We start from the raw sequence: 15,975 nt of genomic DNA on the forward strand, positions 1-15,975 counted from the left end.
ATATAAATCAGAATCATGATAACTAATTATACGGCAGACCTCAAGGTTAGCTAAATGACTTTCTTAATTTGTTAATAACTGTCCCGGCTACAATGCCCCCAAAAGTGTACCAGGCAACGGTCATAACTTTGGTCGCTGTCGTACGGGTGACCGGGGCATCGCTAAGGCCCATTGGTTTGGTCAGTGTTAATGCGCCAACTCCGGCTGCCAGCCCGCTTATGGTGCCGATCCACGGTAGTTGTTTCTTTTTACCAAAACCTATTAGGCTATAATAAGCCGCATTGCTTAGCAGATCGGCGGCCATCGTCGCTGCAAATAATTGATCACCGGTAGGCGGCTCGATCCCTGCCGTCTCCAGGCCTTTAGACAATGCTTCTTCGCCGACGAGATCAACTCTGGGCGCCTCGTGTACGAATTCCTCAACAGCCTGGTGAAGAATATTCAATGCTAACGCACCGGCGATACCGCCGATAATACTGCTTGTTAGTTTTTTCATGTTATTTAAATGTGGCCTGCGCCTTTTTCAATGTTTTCTCCAGATCAATGCCTTCGTCTAAGACACCTTTAAATAGGTCACCGGTCTCTTTAAGGCGATCCAGTGCATTGTGAATGTTAAAATGCTGTATCGTCAGCCCTGGCTTGACCTCGTCCCAGCTTAGCGGCATGGAAACGGTGGCACCCGGTTTTGGCCGCAGCGAATATGGGCCTGCTATCGTCGCACCCGGCCGGTTCTGTAAATAATCCAGGTACATTTTGCCTTTGCGGGCCGCGATGCTGCGTTCCAGGCTGGTGTAATCCGGGATCTGTTCATGTACGTGTTTGACAATGATGTTGGCGAATATCTGTGACTGCTGGTAGCTGTATTTGCCACCCAGCGGGATATAGATGTGCATGCCTGTCGAGCCGGAAGTTTTTGGATAACTGGGTACATCGATGGCATCGAGTATATCTTTAACCAGGCGCGCGGCTTCGACCACCTGGTCATAAGTATGTTTATCAGGGTCAAGGTCGATCACGCAATAATCCGGGTTATCAGGTGTCTGCGCCCTGCTGAACCATGGATTGATCTCGATACAGCCTAAAGAATTCATCCAAAGTAAGCTTGCTTCGTCTGTGCCAACCAGATACTTGGTAACCTTTCCTTCATCTGTTACATGATCGAATGTTTTCGCCCAGTCCGGAGCTTTATCGGTCACGTTCTTCTGGTAAAAGCTTTGCCCGTGTATCCCACCGGGAAACCTGTTCAGTGACATAGGCCGGTCCTTGAGATATGGCATCATGTACTCGCCGACCTTGTAATAGTAGTTGAGCATGTCACCCTTGGTGATCTTGTCTTCCGGCCAGTAAAGTTTGGTAACGTGATTGAATTTAAGGTCATGACCGCAAACCTTTTTCGTCTGTGTGTCCTCGGTAGGGTTAAGCAGGGTTTTACGTTCCGTGCTCTTTACAGGCTCCAGTTTAAGGTCGGTCTTCTTAGAGGAAGCGTTCGGTCTTTTAGATGATGTTTTCGCCGTTTCCTTTTCTGCCGGCTTTTCGGCATCCTTGGTTTCCTTTACGGTTTCATCTGTATGTGCTGGTTTTTCCAACACCACATCTTTTGCGTTCTTATCCGTCCGCATACCTTTAAAGGAGGCCTGACGAAAAACGCCGTCACTGGTGACCTCGGCAAAACCCACCTCGCAAACCAGTTCCGGTTTTAACCAGGTAGGCTTTGCGCCCATACGTTTCGGGCGGAATCGTGTCGGTTTATCGACATCCACTTCATAATCGAACGGGCTATTACCTGTAATAAGTGGCTTGAATTGCGCCATCATCTCTTTTTGCAATTTATCCGAAAAGCCCGTGCCGACCTTGCCAACAAACTGGAGTTCACCTTTGTTATCGTAAACACCCAGGATCAAAGCACTGAAAGATTTGCCGGTACCTTCGTTTTTAGTGAACCCTGCGATCACGACTTCCTGACGGCGCTGCACTTTTACCTTCAGCCATTCTTTGGAGCGCAGGTCGGATGTGTAAACACTGTCGGCTTTTTTTGCGATAATACCTTCCAATCCCATACGCTCTGCCGCAGCAAAAAACTCAATGCCGTTCGCATCGAATACTTTGCTTTGCCGGATGTGCTCGTTATCCGTTGGCAAGATCGATCGCAGAATAGCTTGTCGCTCTATCAGCGGCAGTCCCATCAGGTTTTTGCCTTCATACCAGAGAATATCGAAAATGTAAAAGACGAGGTTGCCATCGGCTTCACTTCGCCAATTCTGCATCGCACCGAAATCAGATATCCCTTTTTCATTCAGCACCAACAACTCACCGTCGAGTACGGCATTCATATTCCATTGCTTCAGCGCATTGTTGATCGGGTAATATTTTTCAAAAGGGAGGTTATTGCGGGAAATGAGTGTTACATCGTCTTTCTGTATATTGGCAATAGCACGGTAGCCGTCCCATTTGACCTCATATAGCCAACCAGGCTCATCAAAGGGTTCGTCAACCAAGGTTGCTTTCATCGGTTTGAGCTTCGCCGGAACTTTAGCTTTCGGCGCAGATTTCAAGATGGTTTGCGTGTCGATCTCCGGTGATTCTTCGGTTTCTACTTCTTCCGCCAGATCTTCGTCGGGCACCACGTCCTCTTCATGTCCGTTCTGCCAAACCTTTTCGCTACTCTTAGCCATTTCATCGATGGTCTTGCCGGAAAGCACCGATCTGTCTTTTTTGGTGATGTCCTTATCTGTCGCGAACTCATCCTTATGTTTGATCATTAACCAGCCGTTCTCGCCCATCCCATGGGTTTTTACCATCGCAAATTCCCCGTTCAGCTTCTCGCCATGCAGCTTGATCTTTAACTGGCCCAAGGCCAGTTGCTTTAATAAATGTTTTTCCTGGGCTTTCTTTCCCTTGATCGGTTCAATAGGCTCGTATGTTCCTTCGTCCCAGACGATCACTGTGCCGCCGCCATATTCGCCCTTTGGAATGATGCCTTCGAAATTCAGGTAATCAAACGGGTGGTCCTCGACCATCATGGCCAAATGCTTGATCTTTGGATCCAGGCTCGGGCCCTTGGGAACCGCCCAACTTTTCAATACGCCCTCCATTTCCAGCCGAAAGTCATAATGCAGCCTGCTGGCATCATGCTTTTGCACGACAAAGATCAGATGATCTTTATCCTTACTTTTACCGGCTTTAGGTTCGGATGTCTTCCTGAAATCCCTTTTTTTAACGTACTCTGCCAGGCCCATTTGCTATGTTTTAAGTCCTCGTTTCACATCAGTCACTGCAGTGCCGGCAGCAATCACGGCGGCTTTAATTTTGTCCTGGGAAACGTTAAATTCCCTGGCCCAAAATTCAAGCGCATAAGCATCTTCAATGTCGACATTTCGGGTATCTGGAGCCGACTTTTTAATTTTTCTAATCATTCTGCTGTTAGATAGGTAGACAACAAAGCCCCTTTCGGGGCTTGTTCGTTTATGATCATTTTGGCTATTTCGTTTTCTTATCGGCAATTTTTTTCTATCACTTTACGATCGTTCGAGCCGGTTGCTTTTTGCACCAACCAACGCCAGAGTACTGATACCTAGTTTTTCAGCTTCATACTTCACTTCATACTTTTCGCCTGAATTTACTTTTTTGCGATCCGTTGTTATTCCCTTAGTTGCCACGGTGTGTTTTTATTAAGTAAACTATTAATTTACAACAAAATACATAACCAATAGTTTGAATTGAAAAATGCTCAATATTGGCTTTCTTATTAAGTATCTCCATGTGTTAAATTATATATATATACATAGGCACCAACAAGGGCACTACATCGTAATCTTCATAAATTGCGTTATAAGACCACTTTGACCTATGTGTTGTCAACTACCATTGAAAGTTTTTTGGTAGAAAGGTATTAATTCGATACAGTAATAACAATTTCCCCAAATGCCCCTTTGCGCAAATGATTAAAAGCAGCTTTGGCGTCCTAAAAAGTATATACGCTGTTAATTATCGGTTTGACAACTCGATCTTCTATAGTTTTTATCATTGCAGCCCAGGAGTCGCTGTTGCCGATAGAAGAAATCGCAATGATATTTTCCCGCCTGGCCGGTAGCTTCATAAATGAAGTTCTGTATATTGATCTTCAAGAAATCCTACTACAATGATAGTTCCTCGTTCCCTTATAGCATCAAGCGATTGATTGAAAGATCTTCCGCCAACAACTTCCAAAATATGGTCAACTCCTTTACCTCCGGTTAATTCTTTAACCTTTTGTGCCCAGCTTAGTCCTCCCTATAGTTTAAGTAATCAACTGCGCCTATTTCCTTATTCTTTTTTAATCACCACTGGTGAGTACGAAAGGGTGTACCCCAAGGCTTAAGCGAACTGCACACCGAAAGGCCGCAATGAATAATACGTTGTTGAACTGGCATTGCCCGCCATTCACTGCGGGCAGCATTTACCGCCGCCGTTAAGGCAGACTTTCGGATACAGTACGATGCTAAGCAAGACGTTTAACCTGATCGCATTGTCAGTTTCATGGCGAGGAATAAGATTTCAGTTTATCAAAGCGATTCTCTACCTTTCCGCATTATTTTTAATTCAACTTTGCCAAGTTTGGATCATATAGTTTATAGTTTAACCTGTATTCTTCACTCATGTCACTTAAAACACATCAATTGTTAAAAAACAAGAAAAAAAACATCCTGGAGCTCTGGATGAAGAACCAATTAGCTGATGAAGGTTTACGTGAGGACCTGATCAGTAACGATGAATTACGCAGCCAGTCTGAAGAGCTGATCACAGCTTTAGTCGGTAATTTATCTTCTGAGAATTTCACCAACTTTGATGCAGATGAATGGAGTCCAGTAATTGAGATACTGGGTGGCATCGCAATCACGCGTGCCCGGCAGGGTTTCAGCCCACGGGAAACGGGTAACTTTGTTTTTTCGCTGAAAGAAGCTATCCTGGAAGTATTGCAGCAGGAAATCACCAATGATCCGACGGTTCTTTTTCAGGAGAGCCTGAAAGTTAACCGGATCATGGACAGCCTGAGCGTCGTTACTTTTGAAACCTTTATCAAAGGCCGCGAAGAAGTGATCCTGCGCCAGACGGATGAGATCACCGAAATTTCGACACCGGTGATCCGGGTTTGGGACGGCATACTGGCATTGCCGATCATCGGTACGCTGGACAGCGCCCGTACACAGATCGTCATGGAAAACCTTTTACAGGAGATCGTGGAAACCGGATCGAGCATTGCCATCCTGGATATTTCCGGTGTACCGGCGGTAGATTCACTGGTCGCCCAGCATTTGATCAAAACAGTGAGTGCGACCCGCCTGATGGGTGCTGAATGTATTATAAGCGGTATCCGTCCCGAGATCGCGCAGACGGTTGTACATTTAGGTATCGATCTTTCCAACATCATCACCAAAGCGACTTTGGCTAGCGCGCTGGCCTATTCCTTTAAAGTAATGCGCCTGGAAGTAAAAAAGATCGGTACAATTAGCAAATTTTAATTTCTGAGCGCATGGATAAAATTCCTATTCTCCGGATGGGAGCCTTTTTATTGGTGACGATACAAGTTGACCTGTATGACCGGCTGGCCCTGAACCTGGAAGCTGACCTGGTACAAATGGTCAATAAGACCAATGCAAAAGGAGTTTTAATCGATATTTCGGCCGTTTCCATCGTGGATTCTTTTATGGGACGGATCATCGGTAATATTGCCAGCATGTCCAAGATACTGGACGCTGAAACCGTGGTCGTAGGCATGCAGCCTGCGGTAGCGATAACATTAATTGAGCTGGGCTTGCCGCTGAAAGGCGTGCACACCTCTTTGGATATGGAAAAAGGCATGAATCTGCTGAAGTCCATGATCGACGAGACCGAAGAGGACGCAGACGAAGACCAGACCGCAGATGATTTTATCGCTGAATAAAGATACCATACACGTACTCAAGGAGCAGGACGTGGTTTTTTTGAAGAATCGTGTTAAAGAAACCGCGGTTAAGATAAAAATGGGACTGGTCAACCAAACCCGCTTGCTGACTGCCTGCAGTGAACTTGTACGTAACATGATGCGTTATGCTGATGGTGGCGTATGTATCGTGGAGGTGGTTTCCAGCGGGCGCAACAACGGTGTCCGCCTGACCTTTTCCGACCGTGGCCCCGGCATACCGGACATCGCTGCGGCCATGCGGGACGGTTTTTCTACGGGTAAAAGTCTGGGTCTGGGGCTACCCGGCACCAAAAGGCTGGTCAATGAATTTGATATTAAAAGTAAAGTGGGTGAAGGTACAGTGGTAACAATCTTAAAATGGGCCAATGGTTGATGCAACGCATATCAGTTTCACGGCCGATGACCGCAGTTACTTTTCGCTGATCAAAAAAGAAATTCACCGGATAGCTACCGATGGCGGCATTGCGCCGGCGCGGATCAATGCGTTGGATCTGATTGTCGCAGAGATGACCTCGAACCTGTTTAAATACAGCGACGACGGCGAACTGCTGATGGGCGTGTTTCCCAATGGCGGCAATCCTTATGTCGAACTGATCAGTATTGATAATGGCCCCGGCATGGTCAATCCAAACAGGATGATGCAAGATGGTGTCTCGACTTCCAACACACTTGGCCATGGCCTGGGCAGCATGAAACGCCTCTCCGATACTTTTGAATTATACTCGCAGATCGGCTGGGGCACCATCGCGCTGAGCCGGGTGTACAGCGACCCTGAAAGAATAAAGGAAAAAAACATGGTGATTATGCGTCCAATTGTGGTCTACAAGCCAGGAGAAAAAACAAGCGGCGACGGGTTTATCTATAAACAAACCGATAAGTTTCTAAAAATGATGTTGGCTGATGGACTGGGCCACGGCCCTGAGGCCAACTTTGCGATAAACGAGGCCGCCAATGCGTTTAAAGTCTTTCCGGATTATAGTCCGGCGGAAACCATCCGGTTTATACATAGCAGCATTAAGAAGACCCGGGGCGCGGTAATCAATATCTTAGGGTTTGATTCTTCACGCAGGGTCTGGACCTCTGCCGGTGTGGGTAATATCGCGGCACGAATATTCGGGCCGGTCAATTTTAAAAACCATATGTCATATAATGGTATCGTGGGACATAACATTCCAAATACCATGAATGACCAGGATTACGCCGTCGAAGATTATAACCAGGTCATGCTTTGCTCTGATGGAATTAAGACACGGATTGAGCTTACACGCTACCCGATGATGTATAAATATGACCTGACCATTTTAGCCGCCGCTATTTATAAAGATCACGCCCGCCGGAATGACGACATGTCGGTGGTAATCGCAAAAGTAAAATGACAGCAATCGTATCGATCTCCCTGGAAAATGAGATGGACCTTGTGCTGGCACATAAGCGGTCAATGAAAGTCGCGGAGCGGCTGGGCCTGACCGTTGCCACGCAAACTACCTTCGCCACGGCGGTATCCGAAATCGCCAGAACGGTGATCGAACACACGGACACCGGTACCCTGGAGATCGGCTTGGAGCAGCACACAACCCGTTACAGTTTGGTGGCTACCGTAACCTTTGAAAAAGAGATTAGGTTTACCAATGCGGATGCCGGGTTTTATTATGCGCAAAAGCTGGTACCGGAGTTTGAGTTGAGTGAATCAGCAAACAGCAACCTGATCACGATGAAGATCGGTTTACCCCGTTCCTTAAAACTAGATCCTGTCAAGATCAATTTGCTTAAAAACTATTTTGAGGAGGAATCGCCGCTGAACGCCTACGAAGAAATCAAACAGCGGAACGCGACGCTGAACCGGCTCGCGACAGAAAAAGAAGAAGAGCTACGCCAGTCTAAACTGATCGATGAAAAGAAAACAGAGTTCATTTCTGTTGCCAGTCATGAGATCAAAACGCCCTTGACCATATTGAAGGCATATACTCAATTGGCTAACGCCACGAAAGAACCGGTTAGTGATCATTTACGCGGATTGTTAAACAAAATTGATATCCAGTCGAATAAGCTGCATGCGCTCGTACAGCAATTGTTAGATATTTCCAAGATAGAAAACGGCAATCTCCAGTATAATATTCAACCTGCGAACCTCAATGAGTTTTTAAGAAGACAGATAGCAGTAATGGCGCACATTTTACCCCACCACCGTTTTGAAATCATTTTAGGAGGTGATGTACAGGTGCTGATAGATGAGCTCAGAATGGAGCAAGTAATGGCCAATCTTTTAGGAAACGCAGGTAAATATTCTGATAAAAATACTCGGATCTTACTTCAAACAATGAAGACCGCACCAGGATCAGTCACTATAACTATTAGTGATGAAGGACGCGGAATGTCTGCCGAGGTCATGACATCTGTTTTTGATAAATTTTACCGGGCAAAGGATGTTATAAAAAGCCACACCGGGCTAGGGATGGGATTGTATATAACCTCCAAGATCGTTACCGACCACCAAGGTAAGATTTGGGTGGAAAGCGAGGAAGGAAAAGGATCTGCCTTTTGTTTTACATTACCACTGGTCATAGAAAACAATGAACGCGAAAGTTAAGAAAATACTCATCTTTGATGATGACGAGGATATCGTAAGTATATGCACTTTTATACTTGAAGAGGACGGTTGGGAGGTATTGGCGTATGAAGATTGCAATTACCTTTCTGAACGGATCATTTCATTTGCGCCAAATGTCATCTTGATGGACAATTGGATTCCGGAAGAAGGAGGAATTACAGCTACCCGACAAATCAAGGCAAACAGTTCTCTGGCGCATATTCCTGTTATATATTTTTCAGCTAATAGCAATATTGAAACGTTGGCAGCGAATGCAGGTGCAGATCTCATACTATCCAAGCCTTTCGATCTTGACCAACTTCGTCAAATAACTACCCAGGCTATTGACGCACGCTGACACGTAGCAGTACCGCCGATAGATAGCAATCATGATTGTCGTTTTGTGAATAAGGCCCAACGAAATCGGCGGGACTGTTGATAAAACAACTGGGCAGCTCGGCTGATACATTAAAGAGTATTGTACTAAAAGAACTTACTGAACTGGTTCAATAAGACCATCGGTCGAAGGCAACCAATAAATCCAGGTCTTTAGCAAATTTCCAATAAACCTTAAAATATGACTTTATGATGCGGGAACGTTCAAACAAGTCAGATAGTAAAAATTCGTTACCGCTTATCGAAAAGGCTAAAGGTAAATTTTCAGCTACCGACCCCTCGGTTGCTGAAATAGCCTATTCCCTCATATTCGAACATTCACATTATTATAATACGTAAGATTCCCGGAGATAAACAAATAAACCCGGCCGGATATCATCCAGCTGAGAAACCCGGATATGATTTTCGAATTTTTACCCGCAGCCACGCTTTTGATAACCGGATTTTCGGGGTGCTGCACCTTTGAATAAAATTTCAGGTCCAGTTCCTTTTTCTTTGGCCGGATAATTAGAAAACCTACCCGCCGGGTAAAAACAATGCAATTGGGGGTTACGCCAATCAATACGTTTGGCCAGTCCGCTACTTCGGCAAGTATCTTGTCAAAGACAAGCACCAGTTCCGCTGAACGCCCTTCAAATAAGCTATCCAGGCTGACCCGCGCGCAGTAATGCCGATAGTCCGCCCAGGGTAGTTCACGATCACATGTTGGACAAGTCCAGCTCATATTGATAAAACTCTCCTAAGGAAGACTTGTTCGTTACTTATTTTCTTTATAGAACTTATATTCAACTATGATTTTGACTGTTCAACACTGATCTTTAGTGTTTCTGAAAGACAGGGCTTGCCTTGCAGGGAAGCCAGGCGCTGGGTGCCGGTGAGCCCCTGATTTAACCAGGTCTTGATATCCCCGCGTTCCAATATGGCCGGCATCCGGTCATGGATTTCCGCCATCCGGCGATTCGGTGGCATGGTGATCATCATAAAGGTCGGCAGCAGGACATTAGTATCAACATCCATCCAAATATCCCAAAGACCTGCGATATAAAAAGGCTTACCATCCTCGCGCTCGATCCGGTAAAGTTTTTCATGCTCCTTATTGTATTCCAAAAATGCCTGGATGCGGATCACGCAGTGTTTCCGCCCCAGGTGCCGGCGCCAAACGGTGGGTAAGTTTTCGATCCGGGCATGTTTGTGCTTATTATGGATCTTATCATCTTCCGGGGTTAAAAGGCCCCAGCGAAATTGCTGTACCTTATCCGGCATCGCATCCGTAACGACCGGTAACATAGATCCGGGATTGCCCGAAATATTCGGTTTGGGCTTGAACTGGCGGCCGTCCCGGCCGGTGATCACAATGTCTTTTTGTTCGCCAACAAATACTCTTCCACACATAGTCAAAAATTAACGATCAAATTTACTAATTATTTTAGCAATTAATAAATTATCCTTCTAAATAATTATGGCTTGCTGTTTTTAAATCCGGCAGAAATCTGTGACGTTCCTGATTAGGGTTTAATGGGTTAGTACATCGACTATAAGTGTATAAGAAATGTTTTCAGTAAATCATTTGAAAAACCATCTGCATTTGGTACTCCAATAATTTTCAAGTGTGGGCATTCATTTTGCGATAACGATATCATTCCAGTTCGTGGTGTATTGTTTACTCAGAAATTCCTGTTTCATTTTCCAGGTTTTTGTAAATCCTTCTGCGGCTATACACAGTGCACCGCGCCCATAACGGGCATTGATGTCATCCATGAGACTGCTAAGCGCCTGTTGCTTGCTGTTATCATAATTGCTGAACAGGTTATATTGCACTTCACCTGCCGGAATAATGCCAGTAGCGCGAACGCCTGTCTTGAGGTAGTTAAAACCGGGCTGCCAGATGGCCCGCAAAGCCTGCACACAGATCCGTGTCAGTTCCTGGGTACTATTAGTAGCGAACGGCACCTTTACCGTGATGCTTGGGTAATGCTGGTCATGCGTCACATTATGTTTATTGGTTCGAAGGTAAATGGTCAGGGTCATCGCCATACTTTTTTGCTGTCTGAGTTTGACTGCCACCGTCGCCGCGTGCATCGCTGCGGCTTCCTCGATCTGGCCCAGTTCGGTCTGGTAAGTATTAAAGCTTTGGCTTGACTCGATGCCCTTGGAACGATCGGCCACATCTCTGATCACATTGCAGGGTTTGCACCACAATTCCTGGTGCAAGCGCCAGCCCTGCACGGTCATGTGCTGACGCACAAGATCCGGTTTTAACCTGCGGAAATCCTCAGCGGTGGTCACGCCCAACTCTGTTAGCTTTTCATAGTATTGCCTTCCCACGCCCCAGACATCTTCGATTGGGAAAGTTCTGACCACCTCATCGATCTTGGTTTCCGTATCCAGTACCAGGAAGTTCCGCCCCATTTTTTTAGCGGATTTATTGGCCAGTTTGGCAAGGGCCATCGTAGGACCTACGCCAATGGTGATCGAAAGGCCTGTGTCACGCATCACATTTCGGCTGATCATCGCCACGTGCTTTTCAAGATCTATCGCTTTGATATTACCAAGCGCAAGGAATGCTTCGTCGATGCTATACACCATCAGCATATAAGTATAACGAGCCAGGTTATTCATCATCCGGGCGCTCATGTCTGCGTAGAGCGCGTAATTACTGCTGAAGATCACCGCATCATGTTCTTTCAGGGTTTTTCTTACCAGGAATTCCGCATCGCCCATTTTAAGTCCGATCGCTTTGGCCTCGTTGCTCCGGGCGATGACGCAGCCGTCATTATTGGACAGCACCACGACCACTTTGCCACGCAGGGACGGGTTAAACAGCGTTTCACAACTGACGTAACAGTTGTTGATGTCAACATGCGCAAACACGGCCATACCTCCCTGTTTTTTGCTGTGGCTGTAAAAGCGGGTTCAGCGTCAGCATGACCACGCCCCAGCATTCCCATTTTTGTTGATCTTCAATGATAATACTGTCCGCCCGGGTATTTGCTTTCAAAACCAACCTGCTCTTTTCCGGGCAGTACTCTCTCACGTAAAAGTCGCCTTCATGATAAAAAACGACGATGCAACCGGCAACGGGTAGCAGGGATCGGTCAATGATCAGGATGTGGTCTTCCAGGATATGATAAGTGGTCATGGCTTCACTGCCCATACGCATATAGTAGGTGTTATCCGGATCGATCACGATGATATCCGTTACATCGAGGGTCGGTTCTTCATGCGTCAGCATGGGTAGCCTAAACCCAAGTACATCTCTTTTTGTCGCCTGCTTTTTGATCCTCAACATCACTTTTCCATTATTTTCTGTTCCGTTTCAATGTCATTCAAGGCTAACCGCAGACCTTCATTAATGCAGCTGTGCTGTTCAAACCTCCGTTTTAGCCCCGCGTAATGCTGATGCTCGAACATGCCCATCCTTGAGCGCATATCTTCCAGAAGCCCCATGGCTTCGCGAAGTATTTCTTCAGTCAATTTAACATCTGCCGGTATTTTCATCTGATCCAAAAGAGAGATGTCAAAATTATTAAATACATTTTAAAATGCTAATATTTTTAGCATAAATTTGTAAACACAAAACGAGTGAGCGATGGGATATGAGGTTTTAACACGGGAAACAGGAGCGGTGATCCGGGAGGCGATATCCGGTCTTACCGTAGACGTTATGGAGCGAAGCAAAGTTCCCATGCCGCCTATTGTATGACAACCTTATATGGGATCAGAGGCGGATTTATACCGGAAAATGTCTTTTTATTCAATGCACCCAACGGAACAGCGCTTGAAACCCTAAAGAATGCCGTTGATTTTTATTTCCGCGACTTTTTAAAGACAGCGTTATATGTGAAAGAAGTTCCGCCGGATTCCAAGCTGTTCAGCGAAGAAGCGCTCAGGTTATATGGTAACAAAGAAAACTGAATGAACGATGGAACAGTTAGCCCTATTTGCGCAGGCGGGACAAAGTAAGGGCCTGCCTGAACATTTACTGGAATACCGGCATGCTTCAACTTGGTTTTGCCATATATTTTAATGACTAAAGGTCAATCGTTAAAATAACGGCTGACATTCCAAATGGTAAATACGGTCAATAAAAATAAAATCAATAGCATAGGGAAGCCAGGTAGCATTAAACCACCACCAATATACGACTATAAATACACTTACGATTTCCTATACGAACTGTGCCTCTTCGTAAAAAGTAAAACCAGGTTTATAATAACCAGAACAGCAATCAATATCTCCATCACAATAATTGGTTAAAGGATGTTTAACGGAGACTTTTGGATATTTGTTGTGATATGGGTAATTAATTTAATCAGGCCATAATAAAAATAAGCCCTTGTCACTCGCTGATCAGGGCTTTCCTAATGTATAAACTTTGAAATTTTGTACTTAAAGCTCACTAACCGCAACGATCACAGCGTTGATCAGGTGCTGAGCCATGGTCAGTTTTCCTTCGCGCACTAAATGTATATGGAGTGCTATACATAATGACACTTACTTCATTTTCTGTTTGTTTATTCAATCGTTTGATTGTTATGTCGGTATTGCCTAATTCCATCCTAATATAAACCTTTTGAGAGATGGACATCTTAGCAGCCATGTATTCTTGTGAAAACTCAAGTGATAATCTGGCATTGCGAATATAATTCGCTACTTTTTTTTTATTGATAAACATAAAATTATTTTTTAACGGCTCACTTATGATCGAGAAAGCAGCAATTGATCATAAGATGAAGTTATAATAAAAGTCCTTTGCACTCGCTGCTTGGGACTTTTCACCAATTTTTTCGAAAAAGTATTCTATGCGTAGAACTAAGTAAATTTTAAAATGTTTGAACAACAATTAATTATATTTGGAGAAGTAACTATCCAAAATATGGCCGATGAAAGAGTGCATGGCGTGCTGACAAATATTAAACGAAGGAGAAAAGTTTTAGGTTATTCTTCAGATTATCTCGCCGGCTTGATTAACTTGTCAAGTAATGCTTATTATAAAATTGAAACAGGGAGAACACCTATCACCTTGGCGAATTTTTTAGCAATTGTCGAAGTCTTGAACACCAGCATAGATAAATTGATGCAACCTCCGCTATAAAATAAATTCTTCTAAGCCTTTCATGTCTTACCAACAGTGGTTTACACAGTTTGCTTCCTTGATCTTATTATTACGAGTATTCTTAGCTTTAACAGCTTTGCGGAAATCGGCAAGGTGAGCGTATAATTGAAAATGTTTTGCTGAATTCACTCGGCTCATCCGCAATATGGTTGGCATCCGCTCTGTTATTTAGGCTTTGAGGGTTAGCGTAAAAGGCTCCTACAATTTCACAGCATAAACTTAAAGAATATCCTTTTGAGTATGAGAGGTTGTGTCGTGCGCTCATAGCTTAAAACAGACTTGCGAGTATTAGTAAAATGTATGACAAAGAAAGTGATGCGAACAATATCAGGAATTTTAGCATTGGTGGTTATCTTGGGTCGCAAATGTAATAACTCCCACAACGATTAGTCGTGGGAGAATACTGATTGTCCCACTATTGACCTATAACTATTTTTGCTCTATCTTTTCACCTATTTTTTGTATCAAATCATAATCTTCAACTTCGGCTCTAGTTCATTCCCAACCTAATCTTTGCTCCATTAGTCGAATGATTCCAGCCTCATTTTGTCGATCAAAACCGTGAAATAGTTTTATGGGTTATCACTTCTAGATACGACCATAAAGACCATGTTCAATAAAAAAGCTGTAAGTCTCTGTTTCCTTTACGGGGTCCATTATTGATGTAGCTATCATAATAAGCGCGATGTATGAAATCCGCAATGGTGTCAAACTCATCATCAGTAAAGTATCCATCCCCCTCGTAATCTTAGTAATTTTCGCCAAATGCGATATACCCTTCAGGCGCACCTTTATAAGATAATTTAAAGATATAATTAATTTTGTTTACCCCGTTTTTATCTGCAACAATCTGGGACTCTGGCTATACCTGATGCTGACCTACATGGGGTTGATCAAGGCCAATCAATACTCCGTGCATCATAGCTAAAACTTAATAAAATTGACTTCTATTTTCCGGCCTATTTCTTTGACTAAGTTCCCATCAAGCTCATAACCGACCGTCGCCCAAGTTAACCCATCATCTTGTAGCTTGACATCACCTACATATTCCCGATTGAGTGATATTTTATAGGTCCCATTTTCATGTACAATTTGCACCATCACATCGTCCTGATTCACATTAGCAACGAATGAAAAGCTTTCAGTTTCTTCGGGATGGCCTTGTTGCGACCTTTTATAGCGGCTTTGCAAAGCTTCCGCTATTTCAGTTTGATCGTCACTATTTAAATTGCCGATGTAAGTCCATTCTGTATAGTGGCCATTAAAAGTAATCGTTCCCAATTCTTCAATACCTTCATTAAGTTTAAAAGTATTTTCCAAATCAACTCCTCCTTCTTCGGACCCTATGGTTTCCTGAATCACCATCACCTGGCGCTGCGTTCCATCTTCATTATCGAGGCCAATTAAATATGCTGAATCCATACTTAGGACTACAGTTGACAAAACTTAAAGTTTTAAAAATTAATGGTCGCCAGTACTGACTTTTGTTCCGCTCCCTTTTATGAAAGCGGCTAAGGCATCCCGCTCTATGATTGATTTTTTTTCAGCGAGCTCTCTCTTACCTATAACAATCACTTAAGCGTTAAGGGTCATCAAGCCATTAACCTCTGATTTTGCTTTATTCGCCCAGACTATGATGGAAAAAGTTGTTAAATAAATTACTTTTCTAAAAAAGGAATTTAAAAAAATCCGAACTGTTTTAATACTGTATTGCGCGAGGCTGATTCATGTAACTATTTAAATCCTTGTTCGAGTACAGCGGCTTTAGTACGCATCGCGAATAACACTTATGGCGTTTGCCGTATCACAGGTCAACCGATTCAGAAAGAAAGGCTGATGGCAGTTCCGCATACCATCCAAAGCATGGAAGCGAAAATGCGTCAAATTAAAAACACCCTACCCCATTTTAATAAATCAGTAAATGCACCCTCACCG

Annotated in this window: 19 protein-coding genes and 1 pseudogene; 9 read left to right on the plus strand and 11 right to left on the minus strand. The window is 44.2% G+C overall.

Annotation, left to right across the window (positions count from 1 at the left end; all coding sequences use genetic code 11):
* Positions 1-46 precede the first annotated feature (46 nt).
* The 4 genes from IM792_RS19635 to IM792_RS19650 all read right to left on the minus strand — a co-directional run bounded on the left by IM792_RS19635 (position 47) and on the right by IM792_RS19650 (position 3,656).
* Positions 47-496 carry a hypothetical protein gene (locus IM792_RS19635; protein ID WP_194103617.1) on the minus strand — a complete coding sequence of 150 codons (450 nt, stop codon included), beginning with the start codon at positions 494-496 and terminating at the stop codon, positions 47-49.
* Between the two features lies 1 nt (position 497).
* Positions 498-3,236 carry a DNA ligase D gene (ligD, locus tag IM792_RS19640; RefSeq protein WP_194103618.1) on the minus strand — a complete coding sequence of 913 codons (2,739 nt, stop codon included), beginning with the start codon at positions 3,234-3,236 and terminating at the stop codon, positions 498-500.
* A gap of 3 nt (positions 3,237-3,239) precedes the next feature.
* Entirely contained in the window at positions 3,240-3,413 is a 174-nt protein-coding gene (locus tag IM792_RS19645) for a DUF3606 domain-containing protein (protein WP_194103619.1), read from the minus strand.
* 102 nt (positions 3,414-3,515) lie between these two features.
* Positions 3,516-3,656, minus strand: coding sequence for a DUF3606 domain-containing protein (locus tag IM792_RS19650; RefSeq protein ID WP_194103620.1), 141 nt, complete (start codon positions 3,654-3,656; stop codon positions 3,516-3,518).
* 978 nt (positions 3,657-4,634) lie between these two features.
* Between IM792_RS19650 and IM792_RS19660 the strand changes: the two genes are divergently transcribed.
* Genes IM792_RS19660 through IM792_RS19685 form a run of 6 tightly spaced genes read left to right on the plus strand, consistent with a single transcriptional unit; the run spans position 4,635 to position 8,886 of the window.
* Complete coding sequence (locus IM792_RS19660) at positions 4,635-5,498, plus strand: STAS domain-containing protein (RefSeq protein WP_194103621.1); 864 nt, start codon at positions 4,635-4,637, stop codon at positions 5,496-5,498.
* An 11-nt stretch (positions 5,499-5,509) separates the two neighbouring features.
* Positions 5,510-5,920: an STAS domain-containing protein gene (locus IM792_RS19665; RefSeq protein WP_194103622.1), complete on the plus strand. Its 411-nt coding sequence runs from the start codon at positions 5,510-5,512 to the stop codon at positions 5,918-5,920.
* Positions 5,901-6,314, plus strand: coding sequence for an anti-sigma regulatory factor (locus IM792_RS19670; RefSeq protein WP_194103623.1), 414 nt, complete (start codon positions 5,901-5,903; stop codon positions 6,312-6,314). The genes IM792_RS19665 and IM792_RS19670 overlap by 20 nt, the downstream gene beginning before the upstream one ends.
* The gene (locus tag IM792_RS19675) at positions 6,307-7,317 is read left to right on the plus strand and encodes a serine/threonine protein kinase (protein WP_194103624.1); all 1,011 of its coding nucleotides are present in this window, start codon (positions 6,307-6,309) and stop codon (positions 7,315-7,317) included. The genes IM792_RS19670 and IM792_RS19675 overlap by 8 nt, the downstream gene beginning before the upstream one ends.
* Positions 7,314-8,528 carry a sensor histidine kinase gene (locus IM792_RS19680; protein WP_194103625.1) on the plus strand — a complete coding sequence of 405 codons (1,215 nt, stop codon included), beginning with the start codon at positions 7,314-7,316 and terminating at the stop codon, positions 8,526-8,528. The genes IM792_RS19675 and IM792_RS19680 overlap by 4 nt, the downstream gene beginning before the upstream one ends.
* Positions 8,512-8,886 carry a response regulator gene (locus IM792_RS19685; protein ID WP_194103626.1) on the plus strand — a complete coding sequence of 125 codons (375 nt, stop codon included), beginning with the start codon at positions 8,512-8,514 and terminating at the stop codon, positions 8,884-8,886. The genes IM792_RS19680 and IM792_RS19685 overlap by 17 nt, the downstream gene beginning before the upstream one ends.
* Positions 8,887-9,228: 342 nt before the next feature.
* Here IM792_RS19685 and IM792_RS19690 read toward each other — a convergent pair whose 3' ends face one another.
* The 5 genes from IM792_RS19690 to IM792_RS19710 all read right to left on the minus strand — a co-directional run bounded on the left by IM792_RS19690 (position 9,229) and on the right by IM792_RS19710 (position 12,422).
* Positions 9,229-9,648 (minus strand): DUF5655 domain-containing protein, encoded by a 420-nt coding sequence (locus IM792_RS19690; protein WP_194103627.1) that lies wholly within the window; start codon positions 9,646-9,648, stop codon positions 9,229-9,231.
* A gap of 65 nt (positions 9,649-9,713) precedes the next feature.
* Positions 9,714-10,316, minus strand: a complete 603-nt coding sequence (locus IM792_RS19695) for an SOS response-associated peptidase family protein (RefSeq protein WP_194103628.1) — start codon at positions 10,314-10,316, stop codon at positions 9,714-9,716.
* A gap of 225 nt (positions 10,317-10,541) precedes the next feature.
* On the minus strand, positions 10,542-11,801 hold the full coding sequence (locus tag IM792_RS19700) for a Y-family DNA polymerase (protein WP_194103629.1): 1,260 nt from the start codon (positions 11,799-11,801) through the stop codon (positions 10,542-10,544).
* Entirely contained in the window at positions 11,779-12,213 is a 435-nt protein-coding gene (locus IM792_RS19705) for a S24 family peptidase (protein ID WP_194103630.1), read from the minus strand. The genes IM792_RS19700 and IM792_RS19705 overlap by 23 nt, the downstream gene beginning before the upstream one ends.
* Entirely contained in the window at positions 12,213-12,422 is a 210-nt protein-coding gene (locus IM792_RS19710) for a hypothetical protein (RefSeq protein WP_194103631.1), read from the minus strand. Before IM792_RS19710 ends, IM792_RS19705 begins: the two co-directional genes overlap by 1 nt.
* A gap of 201 nt (positions 12,423-12,623) precedes the next feature.
* On the opposite strand from IM792_RS19710, the gene IM792_RS19715 reads away from it, so the two are divergent.
* Positions 12,624-12,839 carry a hypothetical protein gene (locus tag IM792_RS19715; protein WP_194103632.1) on the plus strand — a complete coding sequence of 72 codons (216 nt, stop codon included), beginning with the start codon at positions 12,624-12,626 and terminating at the stop codon, positions 12,837-12,839.
* A 484-nt stretch (positions 12,840-13,323) separates the two neighbouring features.
* Here the strand turns inward: IM792_RS19715 and IM792_RS19720 are convergent, their stop codons facing one another.
* Positions 13,324-13,599: a helix-turn-helix transcriptional regulator gene (locus IM792_RS19720; protein ID WP_194103633.1), complete on the minus strand. Its 276-nt coding sequence runs from the start codon at positions 13,597-13,599 to the stop codon at positions 13,324-13,326.
* A gap of 153 nt (positions 13,600-13,752) precedes the next feature.
* On the opposite strand from IM792_RS19720, the gene IM792_RS19725 reads away from it, so the two are divergent.
* Positions 13,753-14,019: a helix-turn-helix transcriptional regulator gene (locus tag IM792_RS19725; RefSeq protein ID WP_194103634.1), complete on the plus strand. Its 267-nt coding sequence runs from the start codon at positions 13,753-13,755 to the stop codon at positions 14,017-14,019.
* 945 nt (positions 14,020-14,964) lie between these two features.
* Here the strand turns inward: IM792_RS19725 and IM792_RS19730 are convergent.
* On the minus strand, positions 14,965-15,462 hold the full coding sequence (locus IM792_RS19730) for a hypothetical protein (RefSeq protein WP_194103635.1): 498 nt from the start codon (positions 15,460-15,462) through the stop codon (positions 14,965-14,967).
* Positions 15,463-15,798: 336 nt separating this feature from the next.
* On the opposite strand from IM792_RS19730, the pseudogene IM792_RS21345 reads away from it, so the two are divergent.
* A pseudogene (locus IM792_RS21345) lies at positions 15,799-15,975 on the plus strand (TraR/DksA C4-type zinc finger protein); the annotation flags it as partial.

Origin of the sequence: Mucilaginibacter sp. JRF, assembly GCF_015223065.1 — a bacterium.
Taxonomy (GTDB): domain Bacteria; phylum Bacteroidota; class Bacteroidia; order Sphingobacteriales; family Sphingobacteriaceae; genus Mucilaginibacter.

Coding starts and splice junctions, on each gene's coding strand:
- IM792_RS19690 (WP_194103627.1), bottom strand. CDS start 9,648: ATGAGCTGGACTTGTCCAACATGTGATCGTGAACTACCCTGGGCGGAC.
- IM792_RS19695 (WP_194103628.1), bottom strand. CDS start 10,316: ATGTGTGGAAGAGTATTTGTTGGCGAACAAAAAGACATTGTGATCACC.
- IM792_RS19700 (WP_194103629.1), bottom strand. CDS start 11,801: ATGGCCGTGTTTGCGCATGTTGACATCAACAACTGTTACGTCAGTTGT.
- IM792_RS19730 (WP_194103635.1), bottom strand. CDS start 15,462: ATGGATTCAGCATATTTAATTGGCCTCGATAATGAAGATGGAACGCAG.
- IM792_RS19705 (WP_194103630.1), bottom strand. CDS start 12,213: ATGTTGAGGATCAAAAAGCAGGCGACAAAAAGAGATGTACTTGGGTTT.
- IM792_RS19665 (WP_194103622.1), top strand. CDS start 5,510: ATGGATAAAATTCCTATTCTCCGGATGGGAGCCTTTTTATTGGTGACG.
- IM792_RS19670 (WP_194103623.1), top strand. CDS start 5,901: ATGATTTTATCGCTGAATAAAGATACCATACACGTACTCAAGGAGCAG.
- IM792_RS19675 (WP_194103624.1), top strand. CDS start 6,307: ATGGTTGATGCAACGCATATCAGTTTCACGGCCGATGACCGCAGTTAC.
- IM792_RS19660 (WP_194103621.1), top strand. CDS start 4,635: ATGTCACTTAAAACACATCAATTGTTAAAAAACAAGAAAAAAAACATC.
- ligD (WP_194103618.1), bottom strand. CDS start 3,236: ATGGGCCTGGCAGAGTACGTTAAAAAAAGGGATTTCAGGAAGACATCC.
- IM792_RS19710 (WP_194103631.1), bottom strand. CDS start 12,422: ATGAAAATACCGGCAGATGTTAAATTGACTGAAGAAATACTTCGCGAA.
- IM792_RS19725 (WP_194103634.1), top strand. CDS start 13,753: ATGTTTGAACAACAATTAATTATATTTGGAGAAGTAACTATCCAAAAT.
- IM792_RS19680 (WP_194103625.1), top strand. CDS start 7,314: ATGACAGCAATCGTATCGATCTCCCTGGAAAATGAGATGGACCTTGTG.
- IM792_RS19635 (WP_194103617.1), bottom strand. CDS start 496: ATGAAAAAACTAACAAGCAGTATTATCGGCGGTATCGCCGGTGCGTTA.
- IM792_RS19645 (WP_194103619.1), bottom strand. CDS start 3,413: ATGATTAGAAAAATTAAAAAGTCGGCTCCAGATACCCGAAATGTCGAC.
- IM792_RS19715 (WP_194103632.1), top strand. CDS start 12,624: ATGACAACCTTATATGGGATCAGAGGCGGATTTATACCGGAAAATGTC.
- IM792_RS19685 (WP_194103626.1), top strand. CDS start 8,512: ATGAACGCGAAAGTTAAGAAAATACTCATCTTTGATGATGACGAGGAT.
- IM792_RS19720 (WP_194103633.1), bottom strand. CDS start 13,599: ATGTTTATCAATAAAAAAAAAGTAGCGAATTATATTCGCAATGCCAGA.